Source organism: Bariatricus sp. HCP28S3_D3 (assembly GCF_052065755.1).
In the GTDB taxonomy this organism is placed as follows: domain Bacteria; phylum Bacillota; class Clostridia; order Lachnospirales; family Lachnospiraceae; genus Allocoprococcus.
In genome coordinates this window covers 77,689-103,457 of sequence record NZ_JBQHTK010000003.1, presented here as the reverse complement: position 1 = coordinate 103,457, position 25,769 = coordinate 77,689, and the positions used below count along the sequence as shown (strand labels likewise).

The window sequence follows — 25,769 nt, the reverse complement described above, 5'->3', positions numbered from 1 at the left end:
TTTTTGTTGCCATGCATGCGCCAACAAGGTCCGGTGGACCATTTGCGAGTTTTATTGCGTTTTCACTGAAAGAAAGGAGTAATAATATGGGTATCGTTTCTTTTGTGAAGGAAGAAATAGAAGTGATCCGAGAACGTGATCCGGCAATTAAGTCTACGATGGAAGTATTTCTGTATCCCAGTTTTAAAGTAATGTTACATTATAGAGTGGCACATAAGTTATATTTAAAGAAGCACTATTTTCTTGCGAGGTGGATTTCGCAGAGAGCAGTCCGAAAAACGGGGATCGAGATCCATCCGGGAGCTACCATCGGGAAGGGCCTTTTTATTGACCACGGAAGTGGTGTGATCATTGGTGAGACGGCGATACTTGGAAATAATGTGACGTTGTATCAGGGAGTGACCCTTGGAGGAACCGGAAAAGAAAAGGGAAAACGGCATCCGACGCTGGAAGATAATGTTATGGTGAGCGCCGGAGCAAAAGTAATCGGATCATTTACCGTAGGAAAGAATTCCAAGATCGGCGCCGGTTCTGTCGTAATCGAGGAAGTGCCGCCGAACTGTACGGTTGTCGGTGTCCCGGGACGAATTGTGCGCATGGGAAATCAGAAGATTCCGAGAACAGATATGGATCAGATTCATCTTCCGGATCCGGTCAAAGCGGATATTCAGAAACTGCAGGAAGAAAATATGTGGATGATGAAGAAAATGGAAGAACTGGAAAAAAGAATTGAATTATATGAAATGATGGAATAAGATGACAGATCAGAAAGGGAAGACACATGAAAGTATTTAACACACTGACAAGAAGAAAAGAAGAATTTGTACCTCTGGAGCCGGGGAAAGTGAAAATGTATGTCTGCGGTCCGACCGTGTATAATTTTATTCATATCGGAAATGCAAGACCGATGATCGTATTTGACACCGTAAGAAGATATTTTGAATATAAGGGATACGATGTCAATTACGTTTCCAATTTTACGGATGTGGATGACAAGATCATTAAGAAAGCAATTGAAGAAGGCGTTTCTGCGCAGGAAATTTCTCAGAGATACATCGCAGAATGTAAGAAGGATATGGAAGGGATGAATGTGAAGCCGGCAACCAAACATCCGCTTGCAACCGAGGAAATCTGCGGTATGGTGGAAATGATCGCGGATCTGATCGAGAAAGGTTATGCCTATGAGAAAAACGGAACCGTTTATTTCCGCACCAGACGGTTCAAAGACTATGGAAAATTATCCCATAAGAATCTGGATGATCTCCGCTCGGGCGGACGTTCCCTGCTGGTGACCGGTGAGGATGAGAAAGAAGATCCGCTTGATTTCGTACTCTGGAAGCCGAAAAAAGAAGGCGAACCCGCGTGGGAGTCTCCGTGGTGTGAAGGACGTCCGGGATGGCATATTGAATGCTCTGTGATGTCTAAGAAATATCTCGGTGAGCAGATCGACATTCATGCGGGCGGTGAGGATCTGGTATTCCCACACCATGAGAATGAGATCGCTCAGAGTGAAGCGGCTAACGGAAAAGAATTTGCCAGATACTGGATGCACAATGCATTTTTAAATATTGATAACCGTAAAATGTCCAAATCTCTCGGAAATTTCCGTACCGTCCGTGAGATCAGCGAGCAGTATGATCTGCAGGTGCTCCGCTTCTTTATGTTGAGCGCTCATTACAGAAGCCCGTTGAATTTCAGTGCTGATTTAATGGAGGCGTCCGCAAATGGTCTGGAAAGAATTGTGAATGCGGTGGATAATCTGAAACATCTGATGGGAGCTGCCCAGACGGAAGCGATGAACGAAGCGGAAAATGCGACGTTTGCCCAGACGGAAGAGTTCGTAAAGGAATTCGAAGCTGCCATGGATGATGACTTTAATACGGCAGATGCAATCGCTGCGATCTTTGATCTGGTGAAATTTGCAAATACTACGGCTTCAGCGGAAAGTTCAAAAGAATATCTGAAGAAGCTGTTTGATCTGATCGTGAAGCTTGGAGATGTGCTCGGATTGATCCTTGACAAGGAAGAAGAGCTTCTGGATGCAGACATTGAGAAACTGATTGAAGAACGCCAGGCAGCAAGAAAGGCAAAGGATTTCGCAAGAGCTGACGCAATCCGTGACGAACTTCTGGCGAAAGGAATTATACTGAAGGATACCAGAGAAGGAGTACAATGGAAAAAAGCATAGGATTTGACTGGAAATCCTGTATGTGCGACGTTTTGAAACTGAATGAGGTGGATATCGCAGGATATTCACCTCTTACTTTAGCATATATAGGAGATAGTGTATACGATTTGATTATCAAGACTATGGTGGTCAGCGAAGGCAATAAACAGGTGAAAAAGCTGCACCAGGAAACCAGCAGTATGGTACAGGCTTCGGCGCAGTCGGAGATGATGCGTGTGATTCAGGAGCATTTGACTGAGGAGGAACATGCTGTATACAAGCGGGGGAGAAATGCGAAAACGGTATCCCCTGCAAAGAATCAGACCCTAACGGATTATCGGCGCGCGACCGGTTTTGAGGCGTTGATGGGATGGCTGTATCTGAAAAACGAATGGCCGAGAATGCTGGAACTGATTAAAATCGGACTGGAACATTTGAATAAAAAAGAAGAAAAAATGCAGGAGACAGGTTCTGCAGTCAGGGAGAATGAGTGATGATAGAAGAAAATGGAGTAAAAAGCCAGTTGATCGAGGGGAGAAATGCGGTTATGGAAGCATTTCGTTCCGGAAAACCGATTGACAAAGTGTATGTTCTGGACGGATGTCAGGACGGCCCGATCCGCAGTATTGTGCGTGAAGCGAAGAAGCATGACACGATTCTCAATTTTGTGACAAAAGAACGTCTTGCTCAGATTTCCGAGACAGGGAAACATCAGGGTGTCATTGCGATGGCGGCTGCGTACGAATATGCTCAGGTGGAAGATATGTTGGAACTTGCAAAAGAAAAAGGCGAGGATCCATTTCTGATCCTGCTGGATAATATTGAGGATCCGCACAATCTTGGGGCGATTATCCGAACCGCAAATCTGGCGGGGGCACACGGTGTGATCATTCCGAAGCGGCGTGCGGCAGGACTCACTGCGACAGTGGCAAAGACTTCGGCCGGTGCGCTGAACTATACGCCGGTAGCTAAGGTCACCAATCTGGTGAAAACGATGGAAGAACTGAAGGAAAAAGGACTCTGGTTCGTCTGCGCCGACATGGGCGGGGATATCATGTATCATGTGAATCTGAAAGGGCCGATCGGGCTTGTGATCGGAAACGAAGGAGAAGGAGTGAGCAGGCTGGTTCGCGAGACCTGCGATATGACAGCTTCCATTCCGATGAAGGGGGATATTGATTCTCTGAATGCTTCGGTGGCGGCGGGTGTGCTTGCTTATGAGATTGTACGTCAAAGGCTGGGTTAATTAAATGGAATATGAAAAAATGACGGACGAGCAGCTGATCAGCCGCCTGCGAGGCGGCGAAAAGCCGATCATGGATTTTCTGATGGAGAAATATAAGGGATTGGTGCGTCAGAAGGCAAAAGCAATGTATCTCTGGGGAGGGGAAAATGACGATCTGATCCAGGAAGGGATGATCGGTCTTTTCAAAGCAGTAGAGGATTATGAGCCGGATGCGGGTGCATCTTTTTATAGCTTTGCTGAACTTTGCATTTCCAGGCAGATGTACACCGCCATCAAAGCGTCCCAGAGAAAAAAGCACTTACCCTTAAATTCCTACGTCTCACTCTATACATCGGGAAAACGGGAAGATGGAAAAGAAGCGCTTCCGCTGGCAGAGACGATCGAGGCGGGGGCAGAAAGCAATCCGGAAGAATTGCTTCTGAACACAGAGTATGCCAATGCATTTGAGGAAGAACTGAAGGATCAGCTCAGCAAGCTGGAAAACCGGGTTTTGTATCTGCATCTGATGGGAATGGATTATTTGAAAATCGCAGAAGTAATGGATAAGAGTCCAAAAGCCATTGACAATGCCCTGCAGAGAATCAAAGGAAAGGCAAGGCATATTCTGGAAGAAAAGAGAAAATAAAAACCTCAGGAAATCTTCCTGAGGTTTTTTAAAAGCTGCCTAGCGGAATCGAACCGCCGACCTCCGCCTTACCAAGGCGACGCTCTACCGACTGAGCCAAGGCAGCAGACGCATATCAGCGACTTAATTAATATAACACACCTTCGTGAAATTTGTCAATATGACTTTTGATTTTTTTGAAAAAGTATTATGTTGCGAATTTCTTAGAATGAAGAATCCTGGATTGCGCATCCGCCATCAGGTATGATATTCTATAAGAAGTGAAAATACGTGGGATGCCATGTGTGGCAGCTTACAGGAGGAGAATAGGGGAGAAACATATGGGAAAGGATTCAAAAGATACATTTGCGGTCGATACGCGTAACAGGAGTCTGAAACAATGGGGAGAAGGTCTGTTTGCTTTATTTGTGGGTCTAACAATCGCCCATTTGGGCGTCAGCCTTTTTCTCGTGTCGGAACTTGGCTCGGATGCGTTTACGGTGATGATTCAGGGAATTGCAAGAACTCTCGGGCTTAGCATTGGCACGGTTCATGTGATTGCATTGATCCTGCTGATGATTGTGATGGTTTTGACGACGAAGGGATATGTCAAGCCGGGGACGGTCGTCTGTGCATTCTGCGGAGGATGGATCATAGATCTGTTCCTGTGGATGATCGGGGATAAAATATCTTCCGGATCGCCGATGTGGATCCGGATCCTTGTTATGTTGGCAGGATGTGTGATATTGAGCTTTGGTATGTCCATCGTCATTGAGAGCAACAGCGGTACAGGGCCGAACGATCTGATTGCCATCATATTAACGGATAAACTGAATCAGAAATGGAATGTACAGTTTCAGTATGTGAGGATTACCTGTGATACTTGTTTTGCAGTGATTGGATTCCTGCTTGGCGGGCGCCTTGGAATCGGAACGATCGCAGCGGCTTTTCTGGTAGGGCCGGCTGCACAGTTTTTTTTGCCGAGGAGCCGCAAATTAATCAAAACATGTTTTCCGGATCTGTAAAAGAAAACCTGCCAATGCGTTTGGAAATGCAATGGCAGGTTTTCTTCTTGAAACTATTTACAAGTATAAGCTTTCAGAAGCAGAAGTGTATTTTTGACTCCGTCCAGATGAGAACGTTCATAATTATGTGATGCATAAACACCCGGTCCGATCAGACCGTGCAGAATGTCGTAACCGCTTCTTAAAGTAGCTTCTACGTCCGAACCGTAATGCGGATATACATCGATGGCATAGTCGAGTCCGTTTGCTTTCGCAGTGTCGATCAGGGCGCTTGTCACCTCATAATTGTAAGGACCGCCGGAGTCTTTTGCGCAGATGGAAACCATGCGCTCTGTGCAGCCCAGGTCGGCACCAACACATCCCATATCAACCGAAATCATTTCTTCGGTATCTTCCGGCACACTGCTTCCGCCGTGACCGACTTCTTCGTAAACGGTGAAGACGAGAGAAACCTTGCGATTCAGGGAAAGGTGTTCGTCTTTGACCCATTTTGCAAGGGCTAGCAAGATGGCAGCGGAGAGCTTGTCATCAAGGAAGCGACTCTTGATATATCCGCTTTCAGTCACTACAGTACGAGGATCCATGGCAATGATATCGCCGACCTGAATGCCGAGAGCGGCTACGTCTTCTTTCGTATTTACATTCTCATCCAGAAGAATCTCCATGTTTTTCTCTTCATGATCCGGCTTATCGTCTGCTACATGGACGGAGGGCTCGGTATTGAGAACAACACCGGTATAAACCTTTCCGTCGCGTGTGTGGATGGTGCAGTTTTCACCGTCGGCAGTTGACCACTGATGTCCGCCGAGTGTGGTGGGACGCAGACGTCCGTTGTCTTTGATGGAACGAACCATAGCGCCAAGGGTATCGACATGAGCGGCAAGAAGAAGCGGATTTCCCTCTCCACCCAGTGTCACCAGTACATTTCCTTTTCTGGAGCTCCATGGCTCATACCCCATCTCTTTGAGTGTGGAAAGAAGGTATTCTTTCACTTCCCGGGTATATCCGGATGGGCTGGCAATCGAAGTCAGCGATTTGAGCTGCTTTGCAGCATATTCAGTATAATTCTCCATAATGATTCCCCCTAAATGTTAAATGATAGTATGCTCTGTTATTTTAATCGTTGTAAAACGAAAAAGCAATCCTGTTATGCAGAGAATTTCTGCTTTTCCAATCCGTGTATCCAGTCGGATTTGAAATAATATATTGTAAATACAATAGAACTTAAGCTCCAGGTGATCGGATACGCCCAGAACACAACGTTGATCACCGGAATAAAATGAACCGCAATGCTGATGTAGCTGACACGGATCAGGCACCAGCAGATCATCATGACCAGCATCGGAACCGTAGAACGGCCTGCGCCGCGCATGATTCCGGCCATACAGTGGGAGTAGGCGAGCAGACAATAAAACAGAGAAATGGTTCTTGCCTGTGTCACACCGAATGCGATGGCTTCTTCGCTTCCACCGAATAAGGAGAGCAGTGTCGGCGCAAATGTATAGACAAGCAAACCAATCAGTTCTGCCAGAGTAATGGAGCATATGACTCCGAAAACGGATCCTTTCTTTGCACGGTCATACTCTCTTGCCCCCAGGTTCTGACTGATAAAGGTTGTGAGAGCCATTGAAAAACAGGTCACCGGAAGAAAACCGAAGCCCTCAATTTTGGCATAAGAACCGCAGCCTGCCACCGCAAGAGCACCGAATTTATTGATGTTTGACTGTACAAATACATTTGCCAGAGAGATGATCGAATTCTGGACTCCGGTTGGAAGTCCGTTCGTAACGATCTGAGGCAGCATCATACGGTCAAGACGGATCTCTTTCAGAGAAACACGGATCTCTTCCGGATTATGAAGAAGCTGACGCAGACACAGGAAGGCACTCAGAAATTGTGAGATCGTTGTTGCGAGTGCGGCGGCTCCGACGCCGAATCGGAATCCCGCGATCAGTATCAGGTCAAGTGTAATATTTGTGGCAGAAGAAATCATCAGGTAAATCAGCGGATGCCTGCTGTCCCCAAGAGCCTGAAGAATTCCCATGAAGAAGTTGTACATAACAAAGCCAAGAGCACCCATGAAATAAACTCGGAAGTATACTAAAGAATTCACAAGTACTTCATCGGGTGTGCCCATGAGGTGCAAAATCTGCGGCGCGGCTATTTCCCCGATCAGGGTGACTGCGACTCCGCAGCAGAGACCGAATCCGATCGTTGTGTGAATGGCCCGCCTCAGTGCCTTCATATTGCCGGCACCGAAGTATTTTCCGATGATCACACTTGCACCGATGGAGATACCGTTGAAGAGTCCGACAAGAAGCATGATCAGACTTCCGGAAGAACTGACGGCGGCAAGTGCGTTACTGCCCAGAAAATTACCCACGATCAAAGTGTCGGCCGTGTTGTAAAATTGTTGGAACAGATGTCCCCAGAAAAGCGGAATTGCAAAAAGTACGATTCGCTTCCAGATAGGGCCCTCTGTCATGCGTGTTGAAGAAGAAATATTAGACATACCAAAAACCCCCGATAGTTATGTTGACTGTACATAGTTATAAACTGGTTACAGACTAAAGTACACTTTTTAATTATAAGAATGTATTTTGAAAAAGTCAATGAAGTGAGAGGAACAATGATAAAATTGTTGTTCTCTGTCATAAATTGTGGTAAACTAATGAACAAAGTTTCAGGAATCGGCCTTCTGCGGCGGATTCCACAGATTGAGAACCTGAGGAGGATTTACCATGGCAGAAGAAATGGTATCAAAGAATTTTATTGAACAGGAAATTGACAAAGATTTGAGAGAAGGTGTTTATGACCATGTCTGTACACGTTTTCCGCCGGAACCGAACGGATATCTTCATATCGGACATGCCAAATCTATTCTTTTAAATTATGGACTGGCCCAGAAATATAACGGAACATTCCATATGCGTTTTGATGATACGAACCCGACGAAAGAGAAGATGGAATTCGTGGATTCCATCAAAGAGGATATTCAGTGGCTGGGAGCTGACTGGGGGGAGCATCTTTATTTTGCATCAGATTATTTTGATACAATGTATGAATGTGCGGTCAAATTGATCAAGAAGGGCAAAGCGTTCGTATGTGATCTGACAGCGGATGAGATCCGGGAATACCGCGGGACTCTGACCGAACCGGGGAAGAACAGTCCTTATCGAGACCGGTCGGTGGAAGAGAATCTGGAGTTATTTGAGAATATGAGAGCCGGTGTCTATAAAGACGGTGAGAAGGTACTCCGTGCAAAGATCGATATGGCTTCTCCGAATATCAATATGCGGGATCCGGTCATTTACCGGGTGGCACACATGTCACATCATAATACAGGGGATAAGTGGTGCATTTATCCGATGTATGATTTTGCGCATCCGATTGAGGACGCAGTCGAAGGAATCACCCACTCCATCTGCACGTTGGAATTTGAAGATCATCGCCCGCTTTATGACTGGGTAGTGAGAGAGTGTGAATTCGAGAATCCGCCGCGTCAGATTGAATTTGGTAAATTATATTTGAATAATGTGGTTACAGGCAAGAGATATATTAAAAAGCTGGTTGAGGACAAGGTCGTTGATGGATGGGATGATCCGCGTCTGGTTTCGATCGCGGCACTCCGCCGTCGTGGCTTTACACCGGAATCCATTAAGATGTTTGTGGATCTCTGCGGGGTATCCAAGACTCAGGGAGCTGTGGATTACGCGATGCTGGAGTATTGTATCCGCGAAGATCTGAAGTTAAAAAGGCCGCGTATGATGGCGGTGCTGGATCCGGTGAAACTCGTGATTGACAATTATCCGGAAGGAGAAACCGAATGGCTTGATGCACCGAATAATCTGGAAAATGAAGAGCTGGGAAGCAGAAAGGTTCCGTTTAGCCGTGAACTTTATATTGAAAGGGATGACTTTATGGAAGAACCACCGAAGAAATATTTCCGCCTTTTCCCGGGCAATGAAGTCCGTCTGATGAATGCATATTTTGTGAAGTGTGTGGATTATGAGAAAGATGAAAATGGAAATGTGACCGTGATCCATTGTACCTATGATCCGGAGACGAAATCAGGCAGTGGATTTACCGGAAGAAAAGTAAAAGGCACGATTCACTGGGTATCAGCGGAACATGCTGTGAAGGCAACGGCACGCTTATATGAGAACCTGATCGATGAGGAGAAGGGCGTTTATAACAAAGAAGACGGTTCCATGAATCTGAATCCGAATTCACTTACCGAAAAGGAAATTCTTGTAGAACCGAACTTCTCAGAGGCAAAGGCCTATGACAGTTTCCAGTTTGTGCGCCAGGGATATTTCTGTGTGGATTCGCACGATTCCAAACCGAATGCGTTGGTGTTTAATAGGATTGTATCGTTGAAAAGTTCATTTAAACTACCGAAATAAAAAAGAATTTTCGAAAATTTAAGAATAAAAATGCAGCATTTGAATCAATGCTGCATTTTCTATTCCGGTATAACGGCTGTAATCTATTCGTTTTTTTCTTCGGAAGCATCAGCCGGCTTCCCTGCTTCTTCAGGAGCGTCAATTTTCTGCTCGGAATCTGCTTCTTCGACTGTAGTTTCATCAGGTTGTCCCGGTGCTTCTGCTTCGGATGGCTCTACGGGTTCGGCTGGTTTTTCCGCTTCAGCCGATGCTTCGGATTCAGGCTGTTCTTCAGTGGCACTGGAAGTATCGGATGTCTGAGCGGAAGATGGATTGAGATGAACATAACCGCGTTCCTTGACTTCGCCGAGGTCATCATCTAATTCAAAATCATCATCATCGAAATCATCATCAAAATCATCTTCTGATTCGATGTCATTCTTTTTCTTCATCCAATAATAGATACCTGCTCCGGCAGCTCCGGCGGCGGTCAGGCCAAGCAGGAGTTTTCTGAAATTTTTTGCCATAATAATACTCCTTTCTTAGACGAAATGCATAATAAGATGCATATAAACAAATTCATTGTAATACTTTTTCCGTAAAAGGAAAAGTAAAATATTTATAAACACTGGTTTTTGTGATAAGATATGTGATACGATATAGGATATTGATTTAAGAAAGGAACATCAATTAGGAATGGATGAAAAAGAGACTTTGATGTATGAAAAAGGTCAGACAATTAGGAAAAGGGCGAAAAATAAAATTTTTGGTGTAATCTACAGCCGTACCGCAGTTGTGATTATTTTGCTTCTTTTACAGATTGAGCTGATGTTATTTTCGCTCACTTATCTGGAGAATTATACAAACTATTTATATGGAGTTTTTGTCATACTTTCTGTTGTGTCAGTCATTTATATTATGAATGAGAAAGGGACGCCTGAATTCAAGATGACATGGCTTCTGTTTATTCTGCTTGTACCGGTCGTGGGAGTGGGATTCTATATTTTTACGAAGACCGAATTTGGAACCCATTTTCTGGGAAAGAGGCTGGAAGATCTTCGGCATGAAACAGAACCGTATATGGAGCAGAATGAAGGAATTGTCCAGACGATGCGAAGCAGCAGACTTGCGAATGTGAATTTGTCACATTTCCTGTATCAGCAGGTGGGATTCCCGACATACGGAAATACGGAGGCTACGTATTTCCCACTGGGAGATGATAAATTCCCGGCGCTTTTAGCGGAACTGGAGAAGGCAGAAAAATTTATTTTTATGGAATACTTCATAGTTGAAGAAGGGTATATGTGGAATTCAGTTCTGGATATTTTGCAGAAGAAGGTACAGGAAGGTGTGGAAGTCCGTTTCATGTATGACGGTATGTGCAGTGTTGCCCTGCTTCCATATGAGTATCCGGAAAAGCTCAGGAAAATGGGAATCCAGTGCAAGCAGTTCGCGCCGATTAAACCGGTTATGTCCACCAGTCAGAATAACCGGGATCACAGAAAGATCTGTGTGATTGATGGAAAAGTTGCGTTTACCGGTGGGGTCAATCTGGCTGATGAATATATCAATCAGAAGCTGCGGTTTGGTCATTGGAAAGATACCGCGATTATGCTGAAAGGAGATGCGGTACAAAGCTTCACCATGATGTTCCTGCAGATGTGGAATCTCTGGGAACGCCGCCCGGAGGATTATAAAAAATATCTGACGGTCAAGAAAAGCGGATTCCGGAGAGAGACCGGTTATATGATTCCATACGGGGACAGTCCGTTTGATCATGAGAATGTGGGAGAAGAGGTTTATTTTCACATATTGAATCATGCGAAGAAATATGTCCATATTATGACACCGTATCTGATCCTTGACAGTGAGATGATCACGGCTCTTACACGAGCTGCCAAATGCGGGATCGAAGTGATCATCATCATGCCGGGGATTCCGGATAAGCCGTATGCGTTTTATCTGGCCAAGACATATTATGCTGAGCTTTTGGAAAAAGGAGTTCAGATTTATGAATATACACCGGGATTTGTACATGCAAAGGTATTTACTTCGGATGACGATACGGCTACAGTAGGAACCATCAATCTGGATTACCGCAGTCTGTACCTGCATTTTGAATGTGGTGTCTTTATTTATCATAATCCGGTGGTTTATGATATTGAAAAGGATTTCCAGGAGACGCTGAAGAAATGCCATAAAGTTACGCTTACGGAAGTCAGAAACCGAAGCCTTTTTACGAAACTGTATGGGCAGATCCTCCGTCTGATTGCCCCTCTTATGTAGGAGTAAACCGGCAGATTTCGTGTCTGATCGGCTTAGGATTTGCGAAAAAACCAGGAAAAAACAGTTTTCAAAAAATAAGAATGTACATATGAGAAAAAATGTTGTATAATTTTTAAAGGTGTTTCTTATAGTACAAAAGTTACATGGGATACATATATGAATATAAGCAGGAGGATATATCATGGTTAAAGCAGTAGTAGGTGCGAACTGGGGAGACGAAGGCAAGGGCAAGATTACAGACATGCTTGCAGAAAAGGCTGATATCATTATCCGTTTCCAGGGCGGTGCGAATGCAGGACATACAATTATCAACGATTATGGTAAATTTGCTCTTCACACACTGCCGTCGGGCGTGTTCTATGGACATACTACAAGTATTATCGGAAATGGTGTTGCAGTCGATATTCCGGTGTTGTTCAATGAGATTCAGTCCATCATCGACAGAGGAGTGCCGATGCCGAAGATTCTGGTTTCTGACAGAGCACAGATGGTAATGTCATACCATAAAAATTTTGATGCATATGAAGAGGAGAGACTGGGAGGAAAGTCATTTGGCTCTACAAAGTCAGGAATTGCTCCGTTCTATTCTGACAAGTATGCAAAGATCGGTTTCCAGATCAGCGAACTTTTTGATGATGATCTGCTGAAAGAAAAGGTTGTTCGGGTGGCGGAGCAGAAGAACGTGCTGCTTGAGCATCTGTATCACAAACCATTAATCGATCCTGAGGAATTATATAAAGAATTAGTAAGCTACAGAGAGATGGTAGAACCTTATGTATGTAATGTTTCCGCTTATCTTGATCAGGCGATCAAAGAGGGCAAAGAGATCCTGCTGGAGGGACAGCTTGGAACATTGAAGGATCCGGATCATGGCATTTATCCGATGGTTACTTCTTCTTCCACACTTGCGGCTTATGGTGCGATCGGCGCAGGTATTCCGCCATATGAGATCAAGCAGATCGTAACAGTATGTAAGGCATACTCCAGCGCGGTCGGAGCAGGTGCATTTGTAAGCGAGATCTTCGGAGAAGAGGCAGATGAACTGAGAAGACGCGGCGGAGACGGCGGCGAATTCGGTGCAACGACAGGACGTCCGAGACGTATGGGATGGTTTGACTGTGTGGCTTCCAAATACGGATGCCGTCTGCAGGGAACAACAGACGTTGCATTTACGGTAGTTGACGTTCTGGGATATCTGGATGAGATCCCGGTATGTGTAGGATATGAGATCGACGGCGAAGTGACGACGGAATTCCCGACCACACATCTGCTTGAAAAAGCAAAACCGGTTCTTAAGACTCTTCCGGGATGGAAATGTGATATCCGTGGAATCAAGAAGTATGAAGATCTGCCGGAGAACTGCAGAAATTATATTGAATTTATCGAGAAAGAGATTGGATACCCGATTACCATGGTTTCAAACGGACCGGGAAGACATGATATTATTTTCAGATAATGGATGAATAGAATAAATGAAAAAAGAGGACATGGCATATCAGTATGCTGTGTCCTCTTTCGTTGTGTGCAACTGCCTTAAAATCCGCAGAATTGCGGCAGTGTTTTAAAGCAGATAGAGTCCGTTCTCCGATGCATGCTGTACGATCTCGTCCGGCCATACGGAGGACTGTACTTCTCCGATGTGCGCTTTCCTGAGATAGAACATACAGATACGAGACTGCCCGATTCCGCCGCCGACTGTATAGGGAAGTTCTCCGGCCAGAAGAGATTTCTGGAAGTCCAGTCCCGCGCGCTCTTCGCATCCGGCAGCTTTGAGCTGACGTTTCAATGCTTCTTCATCGACACGGATTCCCATGGAAGAGAGTTCCAGTGCAATGTCCAGAACTGGATAGTATACAATAATGTCCCCGTTCAGTTCCCAGTCATCATAGTCCGGAGCACGTCCGTCATGTTTCGTTCCGGAAGCAAGCGTTTTACCGATCTGTTTGATAAAAATGGCTCCTTTGGCTTTGGCAAAACGGTATTCGCGTTCCTTTGGTGTCTTATCCGGATACATGGTTTCCAGTTCCTGAGAAGTAATAAATGTGATCTCATCCGGCAGATAAGCCTCTATGTAATTATAGCGGCGTGCCATAAACTGTTCTGTTTCTTTTAATGCGCTGTAGACTTTATTTACGGTATACTCCAGCGTTTCCATATTCCGTTCTTCTTTTGAGATTACTTTCTCCCAATCCCACTGGTCTACATAGATCGAATGGATATTGTCCGTTTCTTCATCCCGGCGGATTGCACTCATATCCGTATAAAGTCCCTCCCCTGAGTGGAATCCGTAGCGCTTCAGCGCGTAACGTTTCCATTTTGCAAGAGAATGGACGATTTCGACCTCTTTGTCATTCTGTTCCTTCACACCGAAAGAGACCGGACGTTCTATACCATTCAGGTTATCATTCAGACCGGATTCCGGGCGTACAAAAAGCGGAGCAGATACACGGGTCAGGTGCAGAGACTTGGCAAGTGAACGCTCAAAATGGTCTTTGACCTCTTTGATAGCAACCTCAGTCTCACGAATCGTAAGCGGAGAATGGTAATTCTCCGGTATTATCAAGTGTTCCATGTTCATCTTCCTTTCCTACTCATTAGTACAAGTGTAGTAGAAAGAGGTGTTGATTGTCAATCCATTTTTTTGGCAGAAAAATATTTAGTCAGAAAATATGTGCTTCCGGTCATAAATGGCTGTCCGGTCTCATATAATAAAAAGGTCGGGGAAGGAGGGGACTTATGATTCAGAAAGAGAAAATGAGAAATGAACAGGAAACGATCTCGATCGAAGAATATTTGAACAGACGCAGAAAGTTGCGTGAAAAAGAGAGAAGGAACAGAAAAGAGCAGACATACGAAAAAGAAAGCTCTCCCTGGATGCTGGCAGAGCTTTCCATGACGTAAGCTATTCGGCTTTGTTTTCATCGTTCGAATCATCCGAATCATCTTTGCGAAGCAGCCTGTAGAACAATGTATAGGCATAGAGAAGAACCGGAACGAGGATCGTACAGGCAATGGAAGCTTTAAAGAGCCCATGTGTCTGTGAATGATCCGTGAGTGCAAAAATCAATGTACTTGCATACAAAAGAATCAGTAAAACAGCACCGATCAGTGCGAGAATCCGTTTTGTTTTTTTCATTTAAATCACCTGTTTTCATCTTTTCTATCTATTATAATAACAAAATTGCATTTCCACAAGAAAATGTTTTGCAAACGGATAAGAAATGCTGTATGATATATGGAGTGAAAAGAACAAAAAGGAGAATTTACAAATATGAGTACTTTATTAGAACAGTGGAGAGATACCGCATATTCAAAAGAAATGGATCAGAATTCCCTGCAGAAGTTCTGGGGAACCTATTTTCAGATTGAAAAGGAAATCTATGAAAAGCTTCTTACCAATCCGGATGAAGAGGTTAAGGGAACGGTGAAAGAACTTGCAGAAAAATATGGTGTAGAAGTATTTACCATGACCGGATTCCTGGATGGTATCAACGACAGCCTGAAAGAACCAAATCCGATCGAGACCATGGATGAAGATACCGTTGTGAGCCTTGCGTTTGACAAAGAACTGCTTTACAAAAATATGGTAGACGCAAAAGCGGACTGGCTTTATGAACTCCCGCAGTGGGAAAATATTTTCACGGAAGAAAAGAGAAAAGAACTGTATAAAGAACAGAAGAATTCCCGTACTGTACACGTAGAAAAGAAAGTTTATCCGAACGACCCATGTCCGTGCGGAAGCGGAAAGAAATATAAAAAATGTTGTGGGAAGAATAAATAGATTTCATAATTGACAAATACTTTCCACATGTCTATAATAATAGCAAATGTGTTGATGAGAAGAGTAGAACGCGGAAGAATCACAGAGAGAAAAGCCATGGCTGGAAGCTTTTTATTGCAGAAGCGTTTGAAGACCATCTCGGAGCGGCTGTGAGGAGCAGCACGGCAGGATACCGTTATCATCCGAATGAAGTGGCTTTGGCATGACGCCGGAGCAAGCGGGGTGGAACCGCGAGTAATGATGTTGACTCGTCCCTTGCAGTAGATGTTTATACTGCAGGGGATTTTTTGTTGCCATGCATATATGAGCGGAAGGAGTGAGAAGTAGATGGAAGCATACAGACACAAAGTGCAGTATTACGAGACGGATCAGATGAAGATCGTTCACCACTCCAATTACATCCGTTGGTTTGAAGAGGCGAGAATCGATTATCTGGAACAGCTTGGAATGCCTTATGAAGAGATGGAAGCCCGGGAGATCATAAGCCCGGTGCTGGCAGTCGAGGCGGAGTATCTGCGGATGGTACATTTTGGAGATACGGTCACGATTTATCCGAAAGTGAAAGAGTATAACGGGATCAAGCTTACAATCAGTTACGATGTAATGGATGAGAAAACACAGATGGTTCATTGCCGGGGACTGACAAGGCATTGTTTCCTGAATCTTAAGGGGAGGCCGATCTCGCTCAAACGGGAATACCCGGATTATCATGAAAAATTTATAGAAGCACTGGAAAACGACCAGGATTGACAAAGGAAGTTTCAAGTTAAAAGAAACATAGAAAGAGAGGAAAAAATATGAAAATCACATTGAAAGACGGATCTGTTAAAGAGTATGCCCAAAGCAAATCCGTAATCGAAATTGCGGAAGACATCAGCGAAGGACTGGCGAGAGCAGCAACAGCCGGGGAAGTAAACGGTGAGGTGGTTGACCTCAGAACGGTGGTCAGTGAAGACTGTACACTGAGTATCCTGACATTTAATGACGAAGAAGGAAAGGGCGCGTTCCGTCATACGGCTTCTCATATTATGGCACAGGCGATCAAGAGACTTTACCCGGATACAAAGCTTGCAATCGGACCTTCCGTTGCAGACGGTTTCTATTATGACATTGACCGCGAGACACCGCTTGTGGCAGAAGATCTGGAAAAAATCGAAGCAGAGATGAAGAAAATCGTCAAAGAAGGACTTCCGCTTGAACGTTCTACCAAGCCGAGAAATGAAGCAATAGAATACTTTAAAGAAAAGGGAGAACCTTATAAAGTGGAACTGATCGAAGACCTTCCGGAAGATGCCGAAATCAGTTTCTATACTCAGGGAGAATTTACAGATCTCTGTGCGGGACCACATTTGATGAATACAAAACAGGTAAAAGCATTTAAGCTGACAAGCCTTGCGGGGGCTTACTGGCGCGGAAGCGAAAAGAATAAAATGCTTCAGAGAGTTTATGGTACAGCTTATCCGAAGAAAGCAGATTTGGATGCGTATCTGACAATGATGGAAGAGGCAAAGAAACGTGATCATAGAAAACTTGGAAAGGAACTGGGACTTTTTATGATGAAAGAAGAAGGACCGGGCTTCCCGTTCTTCCTTCCGAAGGGAATGGTTCTTAAAAACCAGCTTCTGGATTACTGGAGAGAGATCCATCACAAAGCAGGTTATGTGGAAATATCCACTCCGATCATGTTGAACCGTCAGCTGTGGGAAACGTCCGGACACTGGGATCATTATAAAGACAATATGTACACAACGGTCATTGATGAAGAAGATTTTGCAATCAAGCCGATGAACTGTCCGGGTGGAATTCTGGTTTACCAGTCTGAACCACGTTCTTATCGTGATCTGCCGCTTCGTATGGGAGAGCTTGGACTGGTTCACCGCCATGAGAAATCCGGACAGCTCCATGGTCTCATGCGTGTAAGATGTTTTACACAGGATGATGCACATATTTTCATGATGCCTGAGCAGATCCGTGATGAGATCAAGGGGGTTGCCAAACTGATCGATGAAGTGTACAGTCTGTTTGGATTTAAATATCATGTAGAACTTTCCACTCGTCCGGAGGACAGCATGGGAAGTGATGAAGACTGGGAGATGGCGACCGATGCTCTGCGCGGTGCGTTGGATGATCTTGGCCTTGACTATGTAGTAAATGAAGGGGACGGCGCATTCTACGGACCGAAGATCGACTTCCATCTGGAAGACTCAATCGGAAGAACCTGGCAGTGCGGAACGATTCAGTTAGACTTCCAGCTTCCGCTTCGTTTTGGATGTGAATATACAGGAGCTGACGGAGAAAAGCATCAGCCGATCATGATCCACCGTGTAGTGTTCGGATCCATTGAACGTTTCATCGGAATCCTGATCGAGCATTTTGCAGGTGCCTTCCCGACATGGCTTGCACCGGTTCAGGTTAAAGTGCTGCCGATTTCTGACAAATATATGGATTATGCGAACAAAGTTCTGGAAGAACTGAACAATGCAGGAATCCGTGCAGAAGTAGACACACGTGCTGAAAAGATCGGTTACAAGATCCGTGAGGCTCAGATGCAGAAGATTCCGTATATGCTTGTTGTAGGAGCGAAGGAAGAGGAAGAGGGTCTGGTATCTGTCAGAAGCCGTTTCGAAGGAGACGAGGGGCAGAAAATGCTCTCTGACTTTATTGCGGCGATCAAAATGGAGATCAAGGCAAGAACGGTAAGAGAAGTAAAAACGAAAGAATAAGAAGTCAGAATAAGGGCATAATATAATTTGATTTCTGATAAGAGAAGGAGGGTGTATTATGCCGGAATTAAAATGTACCGTGCAGACATGCATGCATAACAAGGATTTTTATTGTGATCTGAATGCGATTACTGTGGGAGGAAATTCCGCAAAAACGGCAGAAGAGACTTGCTGTGACAGCTTCGAAGAGCGCAAAAGCGGAACCTACAGTAATGTGATGGGAGAGGCGTCCCCGACCAGCCAGATCGACTGCAAGGCAACGGATTGTAAGTATAATGATGAATGTCAGTGCCATGCCGGAAAGATCAGTGTCGAAGGAAGTCAGGCCTGCCAGTGCGAAGAGACAGAATGTGCGACGTTTACCTGTAAATAGCAGATAAACAGCTGGAAGAAAAATGAGAAGACCACCATTGGGAACGTATATCAAATTAGGTATCCGATCAACCTGAAGGTGGTCTTTTTATGCATTCAGCTATTCGGAAAAGGAATGAGACTTGTATGAAAAACTTGAATTATTAGAAAAGGATTTTGGAGATTGCCACGGAAAATCTATTGCATAGAGTAAATTTTGACGGTATAATGCTGATGTATGAGAAAAAGAAATCGTGTCTTAAAGAAGACGGATTTAAGAGAAAAGGTGAAGAATGAATGGAAAATGATGAGAAGCTGCAGGAAAGAAAAAGTGATGATCCTGCTTCTGCTCCGTATTATGTGAAAAGGCCGCAATTCGGTAAAGAAGGCCCGTCTAAACTCCGGCAGGAATTTAGCAGGGGAATGACCATGTTTCTGGTCATTATGGCATGTGTGGTCCTGTATTTTGCATTACTGCGTCTGGATTCAATCACGAACGCTGTTTCCATGGTGATTGATGTATTGAAACCGATTCTTTATGGAATGGTCATTGCGTATCTTCTGAATCCGATTGTCAATCAGGTAGATCGTATCCTGGTTCCAAGACTGGAGAAATACATGCAAAAGAATCGAGCAAAGAAATGCTCCAGAGGAATCGGAGTGATCCTGTCACTGGTGTTTTTATTTGCTTTGATCACAGCACTCTGTAATATGTTGATACCGGAGCTGGTAAAAAGCATCCGGGACCTGATCATCACGCTGCCGGGACAGTTGAATAATGTAGTCGACTGGTTTAATCATTTGCAGGCGTCCGATACGGCAATGGGAATCCTGATGAGAAATGCTCTGGAAGAGGGAACAACAACCCTGCAGAACTGGCTGCGTACGGATCTGATGCCGCAGGTAAATACGATCATGTCAAATCTCACGGTGGGAGTGTTGAATATCCTGAATGAGGTATTGAATTTCCTGATCGGACTGATCGTGTCCGTATACCTCCTGTTCAGCAAGGAACAGTATTCTGCCCAGTGCAAGAAAATGACCTACGCTTTTTTAAAAACGAATCATGCCAATATGTTGCTGCATCTTACGAAAAAAAGTAACGAAATTTTTGGCGGTTTTATTATCGGGAAAATTATCGATTCCGCAATTATTGGTGTACTCTGTTTTATCGGTCTTTCGCTGATTAAGATGCCATATACGCTTCTTGTCAGTGTAATTGTTGGAGTGACAAATGTGATTCCTTTCTTCGGACCGTACATCGGTGCGATTCCGAGTGCATTTCTGATCCTGCTCAGCGATCCGAAAAAGGGCCTTTATTTTATTATTTTTATACTGGTACTACAGCAGATCGACGGAAATGTGATCGGTCCGAAGATACTCGGTAATTCAACAGGACTTTCCCCATTCTGGGTCGTATTTTCCATCCTGATCGGAGGGGGAATGTTCGGGTTCGTTGGTATGATCATGGGAGTGCCTACTTTTGCGGTGATTTATTATATTATTAGTATGATTACCAGCCAGAGGCTAGAGCGTAAGAATCTCCCGTTGACCACAGTTCACTACGGAGTAAAGAGTTATGTGAACGAAAAAGGAGAGTTTATCAGTGACGATATAACGATTGTGGATGAAGATGAAAAGAACAATGAATAGTAGAAAAGGGGAATTTTATTATGCCAATTCGTGTACAGAATGATCTTCCGGTAAAAGAGATACTGGAAAAAGAAAATATATTTGTGATGGATGAGTTCCGGGCGACTCATCAGGATATCCGTCCGATCAGGATCGGGCTTTTGAACCTCATGCCGCTCAAGGAAGATACAGAACTTCAGCTTCTGCGGTCGCTTTCCAATACTCCGCTGCAGGTGGATATTGTGTTTGTCACGGTGAAGAGTCATGAGTCGAAGAATACTTCGGCAAACCATTTGAACCGGTTTTACGAAACTTTTGATAAAGTGAAAAACCAGAAATTTGACGGTTTTATCATCACCGGAGCGCCGGTCGAGCAGATGCCGTTTGAAGAAGTGGATTACTGGGAAGAATTGAAGGAAATCATGGAATGGACCAAGACGAATGTGACATCTACGATCCATCTTTGCTGGGGGGCACAGGCGGCACTTTATTACCATTATGGAATTGATAAAGTACAGCTTCCGTCCAAGCTTTTCGGTGTATTTGAACATAAAGTGATGAACCGGAAAATACCGCTTGTACGTGGATTTGACGATGTGTTCCTGGCACCGCATTCCCGCCACACAGATGTTCCGATCGAAAAGATCAGGGAGGATGACCGCCTAATGATACTGGCAGAATCTGATGTTGCCGGAGCATTTCTTGTCATGGCAGAGGACGGCAGACAGATCTTCGTGATGGGACATCCGGAATATGACAGAATTACACTGGATCAGGAATATAAACGTGACAAGAGCAAGAATCTTCCGATTGAACTTCCGGTTAACTATTATCCAAATGATGACTGCGAACAGAAGCCGCTTCTTACGTGGAGGGCACACGGGAATACGTTGTATGGGAATTGGCTGAACTACTATGTCTATCAGGCAACGCCGTATGACATGATTGGGACACCGCAGTTTTAGGCTGATCGGTGGGATAAGTAAGCAATCTATATAAAAGCACCAAGGGAAGAGATAATCTTCCTGCGGTGCTTTTTTATATGGAAACAGATGTATGGTACTGGAATATTTCATTTGCTGACAACGGGACGGCTGACAGTAAAGAAACTATTTACAGATTCTGAATCATCACATATAATGAGGGTCAAAGTAATAAGTTAGAGAATGCGGCAGGAGTGCCCGGGCATTCTTGAATCTGGGAGGAATTATATATGATGCTTGAAAAGAAAACGACAGAGTTCCTGGAAGAACTTTCTTCATCGGCACCGGTTCCGGGAGGAGGCGGCGCATCGGCGGCAGCAGGTGCTTATGCAGCAGCGCTTGGATTGATGGTAGGCAATCTGACGACCGGTAAGAAGAAATATGCCGATGTGGAAGAAGAAATATGTGAAAGCATGAAAAAGCTGGAACAGCTGCGCGATAAACTGACACGTCTGGTTGATGAGGATGCGAAGGCATTTGAGCCGCTTTCAAAGGCATATGGAATGCCAAAAGAAACGGAAGAACAGAAGAAGTTAAAAGAACAGGTGATGGAGACGGCGCTTCGCGAAGCCTGCCGGGTGCCGCTTGAGATTATGGAGGTCTCTATTGAAGTGATGGAACTTCTGCAGGTACTCGAAGAGAAAGGAAGTCGCCTTGCAGTAAGCGACGCAGGAGTCGGTATTTTGTTTGCCAAGACGTCTCTGGAAGGTGCGTCTTTGAATGTATTTATCAATACCAGACTGATGAAAGACAGGAAGTATGCGGAAGAACTGAATCAACGTGCGGAGGCATGGATTGCCCGTGGAAGAACACTGGAGCAGCAGGTATATCATGGCGTTCTGGAAAAAATAAGGTAAACGAGAAGGAAGGAAAAGAGAAAATGGCAATAGAAATGTTAGGGGCAGAAGTGGCAAAGGCGATGAAAGAAAGAATTATCAGCAGAGGGGACAGACTGAAGCAGGAAGGGATTATACCTTGTCTCACGATTATTCGAATCGGAGAGCGCCCGGATGACCTGTCATATGAGCGGGGAGCAAAAAAAAGGATGGAGCTTACCGGAATTGAATGCCGCGTAAAAGAACTCCCGGAAGATATTTCTCAGGAGGAGTTTGAAGGGGAATTTCGCAAAGTCAACGCGGATGAAACGGTGCATGGCATTTTGCTTTTCCGTCCGCTTCCGGCGCATCTGGATGAGAAACCGGTGAGAAAAATGATCAATCCGTATAAGGATGTGGACTGTATGAGTGATGTGAATCTGGCAAAGGTATTTGCAGGAGATCAATCCGGTTTCGCGCCCTGTACGGCAGAAGCTGTCATGGAAATGCTGGAACACTACGGCATCGATGTCTGTGGAAAAAAGGTGACGGTTGTAGGCAGAAGCATGGTTGTTGGAAGACCGCTTGCCATGCTGATGCTTCAGAAAAACGCAACGGTAACGGTATGTCATACCAGAACGGCCGAGTTGGCGGAAACGTGCAGAAATGCGGATATTCTGGTGGCAGCAGCAGGGAGAGCAAAGATGATTACTTCCGATATGATCGGGGAAGGAGCAATTGTCGCAGACGTGGGAATCAATGCAGACGCAGAGGGGAAAATGTGTGGAGATGTAGATTATGAAGGAGCACTTGAAAAAGCGTCCTTCATAAGTCCGGTACCACGTGGCGTCGGAAGTGTGACGACTTCCGTACTGGCATTGCATGTCATAAAAGCAGCAGAATATCTTGCCCATCTGGAATAGAACAATGGTTAAATCTTATCTTCAGAATCCGGCGTTGCAGGGAATTCCCGGATAAGACTTTGGATATTGTCGCGGATATAACGTTTATAATGCTCTGGAAGAGGACGTAACAGATCCAGTATTTCCAGTTCAAGCGGATCGGAAATGGATGGCTTCTCTTCCAGGTAATCACAGATCAGATACTCAAAACGGACGTTAAGTACTTTGGAAAAATTCAGCATAGAAGAAAATGATGTGGAAAGATTTCCATTTTCGATCCGGCTGATTGTCGTTGTATCAAGATTCATTTTTTCTGCTAATTCAGCCTGAGTCATACCTGCGTTTTTACGCGCTTGACGTACGCGGCTACCAAATTCTTTGCTCATAACCATTACCTCTCTAAAAAATAGTTTAGCATTGGAATATGAAAAATAAATGGCGTATAAAACAAACAATATTTACAAATATGCAAAATGACTGTTAAGATGTAAACAAAAGGAGGGAAAAAAGAATGGATTTTGAAGTATACAGGGAGGAGATCGAAGCGATAAAACTGGCAGTAAGTACCGCATCCAGACGTGGTGTGCCAAGAGAACATACCCTTACGGGCAGTATAGAACGTTTGCTTGATTATTATGCGGAAGAACCGAAAAACGAATATCTGACTGGCGCTTTGCTCAATATACAGGCATATTTGGAACTGGGGATGGAATATAGTAAATACGAAGATTTGTTTGAGCGTGTGCTGAGAAAAGGTAATCTGGATAAAAGAGAAGTGTTCCCGAAACCGTTTTATTCTGCCAGAAAAGTGAAATTAAATAAAAGCCAGGTGAGAGGGATGATCCGGAAATGGTCTACTTCTTCTAAAAATACCATGCCTATCCCCGAGGTGGTTGAGGACATTATCACGAAAGTCAAGAACCGGGAAAAGGGTGTGTATTATTATCATAATCATGTGACGGGATCCGGTATGGAAGATGATATATACGAATTGGTCATCCAGGGGGAAGAATGCTATTTTCATGATATTAAATGGGGAAGATACTATGTCTTTAAGGAATAAAAGCGTTGTTAATTCTTCAATAATTTTGTATAATTAAATATCTTTATACGTTAGCAGGAGGAGAGAACATGCTTGATGTAATTAACACAGTCGTGAAAGCAGTCAACAAGGTTGTCTGGGGATGGCCTATGATTGTATTGCTGTTTGGAACCCATATTTTTATGACCGTACGAACCGGAGGAATTCAGAGATATATATTCAGGGGGATTCGTCTGTCTGTTGCGAAGGATCCGGATGGAGAAGGGGAGGTCAGCCAGTTCGGAGCGTTGACTACGGCGCTTGCATCAACCATCGGAACAGGTAATATTATCGGGGTAGGAACTGCAGTGGCGCTCGGAGGGCCGGGAGCGGTATTATGGTGCTGGCTTACCGGGGTATTTGGAATTGCCACGAAATACAGTGAAGCACTGATCGCCGTGAAATACCGCGTAAAGACTGAGGATGGGAGAATGCAAGGAGGGGCAATGTATGCCCTGGAATATGGATTGAAGAACAAAAAACTAGGAAAAGCTCTTGGATTGATGTTTGCTTTTTTTGCGGCATTTGCATCATTTGGAATCGGTTGTGCCACACAGGTCAATGCAATTGCTACTGTATGTAAAGAAAATCTGGGGATTCAGCCCTGGATCATTGGGATTGTTGTGGCGTTTTGTACTGCGATCGTGATTTTCGGGGGAATTAAAACAATTGCAAATGTATGCGAGAAACTGGTGCCGTTTATGGCGTTGTTTTATGTTGTGGGATGCGTCATTATTCTTGGAATGAATTATGATTATATTATTCCGGCACTTGTGACGATCGTGAAGATGGCTTTTACTCCCGGAGCGGTGGCCGGAGGTCTTGTGGGAAGAGGAATCATGCTTGCCATGAGATATGGTATTGCGCGTGGACTGTTTTCAAATGAATCCGGTATGGGATCTGCACCGATCGCGGCAGCGGCCGCGCAGACACGAAATCCGGTGCGACAGGCTCTGGTTTCGGCAACAGGTACTTTCTGGGATACGGTTGTGGTATGTATGCTTACCGGGCTGGTACTGGTATCAACGATTATGAAGAATCCGGCGATCAATGCGAATGAGGTGAGTGACGGAGGTGTGCTTACTTCTATGGCGTTCAGCCAGATCCCGGTTATCGGTCCGATTATTCTGGTTGTGGGGATTATTTCATTTGCATATTCAACAGTACTTGGATGGGCATATTATGGGGAGCGTTGTGTGGAATATTTCGGCGGGAAGCGCGCGCTGGTTCCTTATCGTATTCTCTACATCATTGTAGCGGCAATCGCTCCAGTGGCTGCACTGGATCTGGTATGGCTGATTGCGGACACGTTAAATGCATTTATGGCGATTCCGAACTTGATCGCTGTTCTTGCCCTTTCTTCAGTCATCGTGGCAGAGACCCGAAAGTATATTAACAATATTGATGCAAGAGACACAACGCCGGTTCCAGTCGTAAAAAAATACTGTTGACAAATGAAAAAGAATGTATTAGGATATTTTCTATAGAATAGAAACCGTTGAGAAAGAGTAGTAGATTATCAAAGCAAGATCACAGAGAGCGGCAGGGGGTGTGATTGCCGTATGGAGCTGATAGTTGAATGGACTTTTGAGGGCAGCCTGAAATCTTTGGAGAGTATGGTATGTCGGGAACCCGACCCGTTATCAATGTGGAGTGTATGTTAGTACATGGAAGAGGACAGTCAGACTGTTGAAGTTGAGTGGTACCGCGTTAATATGAATTTATTACCGCCTCAATCCGGATAGGGTTGGGGCGCTTTTTATTATCGTGGCAGACATGAAAGTCGTA

26 protein-coding genes, 1 tRNA gene and 2 other annotated features are annotated in these 25,769 nt (G+C 44.6%); of the genes, 20 read left to right on the top strand and 7 right to left on the bottom strand.

The genetic code is table 11. The annotated features are described in order from the left end of the window. The first annotated feature begins 86 nt into the window (after window positions 1-86). The 5 genes from epsC to ACTNB3_RS04025 are packed head-to-tail and all read left to right on the top strand — an operon-like array spanning window position 87 to window position 4,038. Window positions 87-755 carry a serine O-acetyltransferase EpsC gene (gene epsC / locus ACTNB3_RS04045; protein ID WP_427805536.1) on the top strand — a complete coding sequence of 223 codons (669 nt, stop codon included), beginning with the start codon at window positions 87-89 and terminating at the stop codon, window positions 753-755. A gap of 26 nt (window positions 756-781) precedes the next feature. Then, window positions 782-2,188: a cysteine--tRNA ligase gene (cysS, locus tag ACTNB3_RS04040; protein WP_427805537.1), complete on the top strand. Its 1,407-nt coding sequence runs from the start codon at window positions 782-784 to the stop codon at window positions 2,186-2,188. Further along, window positions 2,173-2,661, top strand: a complete 489-nt coding sequence (locus ACTNB3_RS04035) for a Mini-ribonuclease 3 (protein WP_427805538.1) — start codon at window positions 2,173-2,175, stop codon at window positions 2,659-2,661. The genes cysS and ACTNB3_RS04035 overlap by 16 nt, the downstream gene beginning before the upstream one ends. Then, window positions 2,661-3,413, top strand: a complete 753-nt coding sequence (rlmB, locus tag ACTNB3_RS04030) for a 23S rRNA (guanosine(2251)-2'-O)-methyltransferase RlmB (protein WP_427805539.1) — start codon at window positions 2,661-2,663, stop codon at window positions 3,411-3,413. Before ACTNB3_RS04035 ends, rlmB begins: the two co-directional genes overlap by 1 nt. A 4-nt stretch (window positions 3,414-3,417) precedes the next feature. Continuing rightward, the gene (locus ACTNB3_RS04025) at window positions 3,418-4,038 is read left to right on the top strand and encodes a sigma-70 family RNA polymerase sigma factor (protein ID WP_427805540.1); all 621 of its coding nucleotides are present in this window, start codon (window positions 3,418-3,420) and stop codon (window positions 4,036-4,038) included. A 33-nt stretch (window positions 4,039-4,071) separates the two neighbouring features. On the opposite strand, the gene ACTNB3_RS04020 is transcribed toward ACTNB3_RS04025, so the two are convergent. After that, window positions 4,072-4,144 (bottom strand) — tRNA-Thr (locus ACTNB3_RS04020). A 214-nt stretch (window positions 4,145-4,358) separates the two neighbouring features. On the opposite strand from ACTNB3_RS04020, the gene ACTNB3_RS04015 reads away from it, so the two are divergent. Next, window positions 4,359-5,042, top strand: coding sequence for a YczE/YyaS/YitT family protein (locus tag ACTNB3_RS04015; protein WP_441024574.1), 684 nt, complete (start codon window positions 4,359-4,361; stop codon window positions 5,040-5,042). 53 nt (window positions 5,043-5,095) lie between these two features. Here ACTNB3_RS04015 and ACTNB3_RS04010 read toward each other — a convergent pair whose 3' ends face one another. Both ACTNB3_RS04010 and ACTNB3_RS04005 read right to left on the bottom strand, forming a co-directional pair. Further along, window positions 5,096-6,115, bottom strand: coding sequence for a M42 family metallopeptidase (locus ACTNB3_RS04010; protein WP_441024573.1), 1,020 nt, complete (start codon window positions 6,113-6,115; stop codon window positions 5,096-5,098). A 74-nt stretch (window positions 6,116-6,189) separates the two neighbouring features. Further along, window positions 6,190-7,554 carry an MATE family efflux transporter gene (locus ACTNB3_RS04005; protein ID WP_441024572.1) on the bottom strand — a complete coding sequence of 455 codons (1,365 nt, stop codon included), beginning with the start codon at window positions 7,552-7,554 and terminating at the stop codon, window positions 6,190-6,192. A 229-nt stretch (window positions 7,555-7,783) separates the two neighbouring features. On the opposite strand from ACTNB3_RS04005, the gene ACTNB3_RS04000 reads away from it, so the two are divergent. After that, on the top strand, window positions 7,784-9,448 hold the full coding sequence (locus ACTNB3_RS04000) for a glutamine--tRNA ligase/YqeY domain fusion protein (protein ID WP_427805544.1): 1,665 nt from the start codon (window positions 7,784-7,786) through the stop codon (window positions 9,446-9,448). A gap of 83 nt (window positions 9,449-9,531) precedes the next feature. Here the strand turns inward: ACTNB3_RS04000 and ACTNB3_RS03995 are convergent, their stop codons facing one another. Then, window positions 9,532-9,954, bottom strand: a complete 423-nt coding sequence (locus ACTNB3_RS03995) for a hypothetical protein (protein WP_427805545.1) — start codon at window positions 9,952-9,954, stop codon at window positions 9,532-9,534. Window positions 9,955-10,123: 169 nt separating this feature from the next. Here ACTNB3_RS03995 and cls point away from each other — a divergent pair, with 169 nt between their 5' ends. Beyond that, window positions 10,124-11,713: a cardiolipin synthase gene (gene cls / locus ACTNB3_RS03990; RefSeq protein ID WP_427819008.1), complete on the top strand. Its 1,590-nt coding sequence runs from the start codon at window positions 10,124-10,126 to the stop codon at window positions 11,711-11,713. 181 nt (window positions 11,714-11,894) lie between these two features. Next, the gene (locus ACTNB3_RS03985) at window positions 11,895-13,169 is read left to right on the top strand and encodes an adenylosuccinate synthase (protein ID WP_427805547.1); all 1,275 of its coding nucleotides are present in this window, start codon (window positions 11,895-11,897) and stop codon (window positions 13,167-13,169) included. A gap of 105 nt (window positions 13,170-13,274) precedes the next feature. Here the strand turns inward: ACTNB3_RS03985 and asnA are convergent, their stop codons facing one another. Beyond that, the gene (asnA, locus tag ACTNB3_RS03980) at window positions 13,275-14,285 is read right to left on the bottom strand and encodes an aspartate--ammonia ligase (RefSeq protein ID WP_427805548.1); all 1,011 of its coding nucleotides are present in this window, start codon (window positions 14,283-14,285) and stop codon (window positions 13,275-13,277) included. A 164-nt stretch (window positions 14,286-14,449) separates the two neighbouring features. On the opposite strand from asnA, the gene ACTNB3_RS03975 reads away from it, so the two are divergent. Next, window positions 14,450-14,614, top strand: coding sequence for a hypothetical protein (locus tag ACTNB3_RS03975; RefSeq protein WP_427805549.1), 165 nt, complete (start codon window positions 14,450-14,452; stop codon window positions 14,612-14,614). 1 nt (window position 14,615) lies between these two features. Here the strand turns inward: ACTNB3_RS03975 and ACTNB3_RS03970 are convergent, their stop codons facing one another. After that, window positions 14,616-14,849 (bottom strand): hypothetical protein, encoded by a 234-nt coding sequence (locus ACTNB3_RS03970; protein WP_441016882.1) that lies wholly within the window; start codon window positions 14,847-14,849, stop codon window positions 14,616-14,618. Between the two features lie 135 nt (window positions 14,850-14,984). Here ACTNB3_RS03970 and ACTNB3_RS03965 point away from each other — a divergent pair, with 135 nt between their 5' ends. The 8 genes from ACTNB3_RS03965 to ACTNB3_RS03930 all read left to right on the top strand — a co-directional run bounded on the left by ACTNB3_RS03965 (window position 14,985) and on the right by ACTNB3_RS03930 (window position 22,921). Then, complete coding sequence (locus ACTNB3_RS03965) at window positions 14,985-15,494, top strand: SEC-C metal-binding domain-containing protein (protein WP_427805551.1); 510 nt, start codon at window positions 14,985-14,987, stop codon at window positions 15,492-15,494. Window positions 15,495-15,536: 42 nt separating this feature from the next. Continuing rightward, window positions 15,537-15,753, top strand: a binding site (T-box leader). Window positions 15,754-15,821: 68 nt separating this feature from the next. Then, window positions 15,822-16,244, top strand: coding sequence for an acyl-CoA thioesterase (locus ACTNB3_RS03960; RefSeq protein WP_427805552.1), 423 nt, complete (start codon window positions 15,822-15,824; stop codon window positions 16,242-16,244). A 47-nt stretch (window positions 16,245-16,291) separates the two neighbouring features. Then, entirely contained in the window at window positions 16,292-18,217 is a 1,926-nt protein-coding gene (gene thrS / locus ACTNB3_RS03955; protein ID WP_441024570.1) for a threonine--tRNA ligase, read from the top strand. A gap of 58 nt (window positions 18,218-18,275) precedes the next feature. Further along, window positions 18,276-18,590, top strand: coding sequence for a DUF1540 domain-containing protein (locus ACTNB3_RS03950; RefSeq protein WP_427805554.1), 315 nt, complete (start codon window positions 18,276-18,278; stop codon window positions 18,588-18,590). A 275-nt stretch (window positions 18,591-18,865) separates the two neighbouring features. After that, complete coding sequence (locus ACTNB3_RS03945; protein WP_441024569.1) at window positions 18,866-20,221, top strand: AI-2E family transporter; 1,356 nt, start codon at window positions 18,866-18,868, stop codon at window positions 20,219-20,221. Window positions 20,222-20,241: 20 nt separating this feature from the next. Next, window positions 20,242-21,165: a homoserine O-acetyltransferase MetA gene (gene metA / locus ACTNB3_RS03940; RefSeq protein WP_427805556.1), complete on the top strand. Its 924-nt coding sequence runs from the start codon at window positions 20,242-20,244 to the stop codon at window positions 21,163-21,165. A gap of 248 nt (window positions 21,166-21,413) precedes the next feature. Beyond that, entirely contained in the window at window positions 21,414-22,040 is a 627-nt protein-coding gene (locus ACTNB3_RS03935; protein ID WP_441024567.1) for a cyclodeaminase/cyclohydrolase family protein, read from the top strand. A 23-nt stretch (window positions 22,041-22,063) separates the two neighbouring features. Then, window positions 22,064-22,921, top strand: a complete 858-nt coding sequence (locus ACTNB3_RS03930; protein ID WP_441024566.1) for a bifunctional 5,10-methylenetetrahydrofolate dehydrogenase/5,10-methenyltetrahydrofolate cyclohydrolase — start codon at window positions 22,064-22,066, stop codon at window positions 22,919-22,921. Window positions 22,922-22,929: 8 nt separating this feature from the next. Here ACTNB3_RS03930 and ACTNB3_RS03925 read toward each other — a convergent pair whose 3' ends face one another. Beyond that, window positions 22,930-23,286, bottom strand: coding sequence for a helix-turn-helix domain-containing protein (locus tag ACTNB3_RS03925; protein WP_427805559.1), 357 nt, complete (start codon window positions 23,284-23,286; stop codon window positions 22,930-22,932). A 125-nt stretch (window positions 23,287-23,411) separates the two neighbouring features. Between ACTNB3_RS03925 and ACTNB3_RS03920 the strand changes: the two genes are divergently transcribed. Both ACTNB3_RS03920 and ACTNB3_RS03915 read left to right on the top strand, forming a co-directional pair. Continuing rightward, window positions 23,412-23,963, top strand: a complete 552-nt coding sequence (locus tag ACTNB3_RS03920) for a hypothetical protein (protein ID WP_427820789.1) — start codon at window positions 23,412-23,414, stop codon at window positions 23,961-23,963. A 68-nt stretch (window positions 23,964-24,031) separates the two neighbouring features. Next, complete coding sequence (locus tag ACTNB3_RS03915) at window positions 24,032-25,432, top strand: alanine/glycine:cation symporter family protein (protein ID WP_427805561.1); 1,401 nt, start codon at window positions 24,032-24,034, stop codon at window positions 25,430-25,432. A gap of 38 nt (window positions 25,433-25,470) precedes the next feature. Then, window positions 25,471-25,719, top strand: a binding site (T-box leader). Window positions 25,720-25,769: the final 50 nt, after the last annotated feature.

What these genes read in the sequence shown, in the direction of transcription:
- ACTNB3_RS04005 (WP_441024572.1), bottom strand. Translation starts at nt 7,554, where the DNA reads ATGTCTAATATTTCTTCTTCAACACGCATGACAGAGGGCCCTATCTGG.
- ACTNB3_RS03960 (WP_427805552.1), top strand. Translation starts at nt 15,822, where the DNA reads ATGGAAGCATACAGACACAAAGTGCAGTATTACGAGACGGATCAGATG.
- ACTNB3_RS03970 (WP_441016882.1), bottom strand. Translation starts at nt 14,849, where the DNA reads ATGAAAAAAACAAAACGGATTCTCGCACTGATCGGTGCTGTTTTACTG.
- ACTNB3_RS03965 (WP_427805551.1), top strand. Translation starts at nt 14,985, where the DNA reads ATGAGTACTTTATTAGAACAGTGGAGAGATACCGCATATTCAAAAGAA.
- ACTNB3_RS03995 (WP_427805545.1), bottom strand. Translation starts at nt 9,954, where the DNA reads ATGGCAAAAAATTTCAGAAAACTCCTGCTTGGCCTGACCGCCGCCGGA.
- ACTNB3_RS04035 (WP_427805538.1), top strand. Translation starts at nt 2,173, where the DNA reads ATGGAAAAAAGCATAGGATTTGACTGGAAATCCTGTATGTGCGACGTT.
- ACTNB3_RS04010 (WP_441024573.1), bottom strand. Translation starts at nt 6,115, where the DNA reads ATGGAGAATTATACTGAATATGCTGCAAAGCAGCTCAAATCGCTGACT.
- ACTNB3_RS03920 (WP_427820789.1), top strand. Translation starts at nt 23,412, where the DNA reads ATGGATTTTGAAGTATACAGGGAGGAGATCGAAGCGATAAAACTGGCA.
- ACTNB3_RS04015 (WP_441024574.1), top strand. Translation starts at nt 4,359, where the DNA reads ATGGGAAAGGATTCAAAAGATACATTTGCGGTCGATACGCGTAACAGG.
- ACTNB3_RS03925 (WP_427805559.1), bottom strand. Translation starts at nt 23,286, where the DNA reads ATGAGCAAAGAATTTGGTAGCCGCGTACGTCAAGCGCGTAAAAACGCA.
- asnA (WP_427805548.1), bottom strand. Translation starts at nt 14,285, where the DNA reads ATGGAACACTTGATAATACCGGAGAATTACCATTCTCCGCTTACGATT.
- ACTNB3_RS03935 (WP_441024567.1), top strand. Translation starts at nt 21,414, where the DNA reads ATGATGCTTGAAAAGAAAACGACAGAGTTCCTGGAAGAACTTTCTTCA.
- epsC (WP_427805536.1), top strand. Translation starts at nt 87, where the DNA reads ATGGGTATCGTTTCTTTTGTGAAGGAAGAAATAGAAGTGATCCGAGAA.
- ACTNB3_RS03930 (WP_441024566.1), top strand. Translation starts at nt 22,064, where the DNA reads ATGGCAATAGAAATGTTAGGGGCAGAAGTGGCAAAGGCGATGAAAGAA.
- metA (WP_427805556.1), top strand. Translation starts at nt 20,242, where the DNA reads ATGCCAATTCGTGTACAGAATGATCTTCCGGTAAAAGAGATACTGGAA.
- cls (WP_427819008.1), top strand. Translation starts at nt 10,124, where the DNA reads ATGGATGAAAAAGAGACTTTGATGTATGAAAAAGGTCAGACAATTAGG.
- cysS (WP_427805537.1), top strand. Translation starts at nt 782, where the DNA reads ATGAAAGTATTTAACACACTGACAAGAAGAAAAGAAGAATTTGTACCT.
- ACTNB3_RS03985 (WP_427805547.1), top strand. Translation starts at nt 11,895, where the DNA reads ATGGTTAAAGCAGTAGTAGGTGCGAACTGGGGAGACGAAGGCAAGGGC.
- rlmB (WP_427805539.1), top strand. Translation starts at nt 2,661, where the DNA reads ATGATAGAAGAAAATGGAGTAAAAAGCCAGTTGATCGAGGGGAGAAAT.
- ACTNB3_RS04025 (WP_427805540.1), top strand. Translation starts at nt 3,418, where the DNA reads ATGGAATATGAAAAAATGACGGACGAGCAGCTGATCAGCCGCCTGCGA.
- ACTNB3_RS04000 (WP_427805544.1), top strand. Translation starts at nt 7,784, where the DNA reads ATGGCAGAAGAAATGGTATCAAAGAATTTTATTGAACAGGAAATTGAC.
- ACTNB3_RS03975 (WP_427805549.1), top strand. Translation starts at nt 14,450, where the DNA reads ATGATTCAGAAAGAGAAAATGAGAAATGAACAGGAAACGATCTCGATC.
- ACTNB3_RS03945 (WP_441024569.1), top strand. Translation starts at nt 18,866, where the DNA reads ATGGAAAATGATGAGAAGCTGCAGGAAAGAAAAAGTGATGATCCTGCT.
- thrS (WP_441024570.1), top strand. Translation starts at nt 16,292, where the DNA reads ATGAAAATCACATTGAAAGACGGATCTGTTAAAGAGTATGCCCAAAGC.
- ACTNB3_RS03950 (WP_427805554.1), top strand. Translation starts at nt 18,276, where the DNA reads ATGCCGGAATTAAAATGTACCGTGCAGACATGCATGCATAACAAGGAT.
- ACTNB3_RS03915 (WP_427805561.1), top strand. Translation starts at nt 24,032, where the DNA reads ATGCTTGATGTAATTAACACAGTCGTGAAAGCAGTCAACAAGGTTGTC.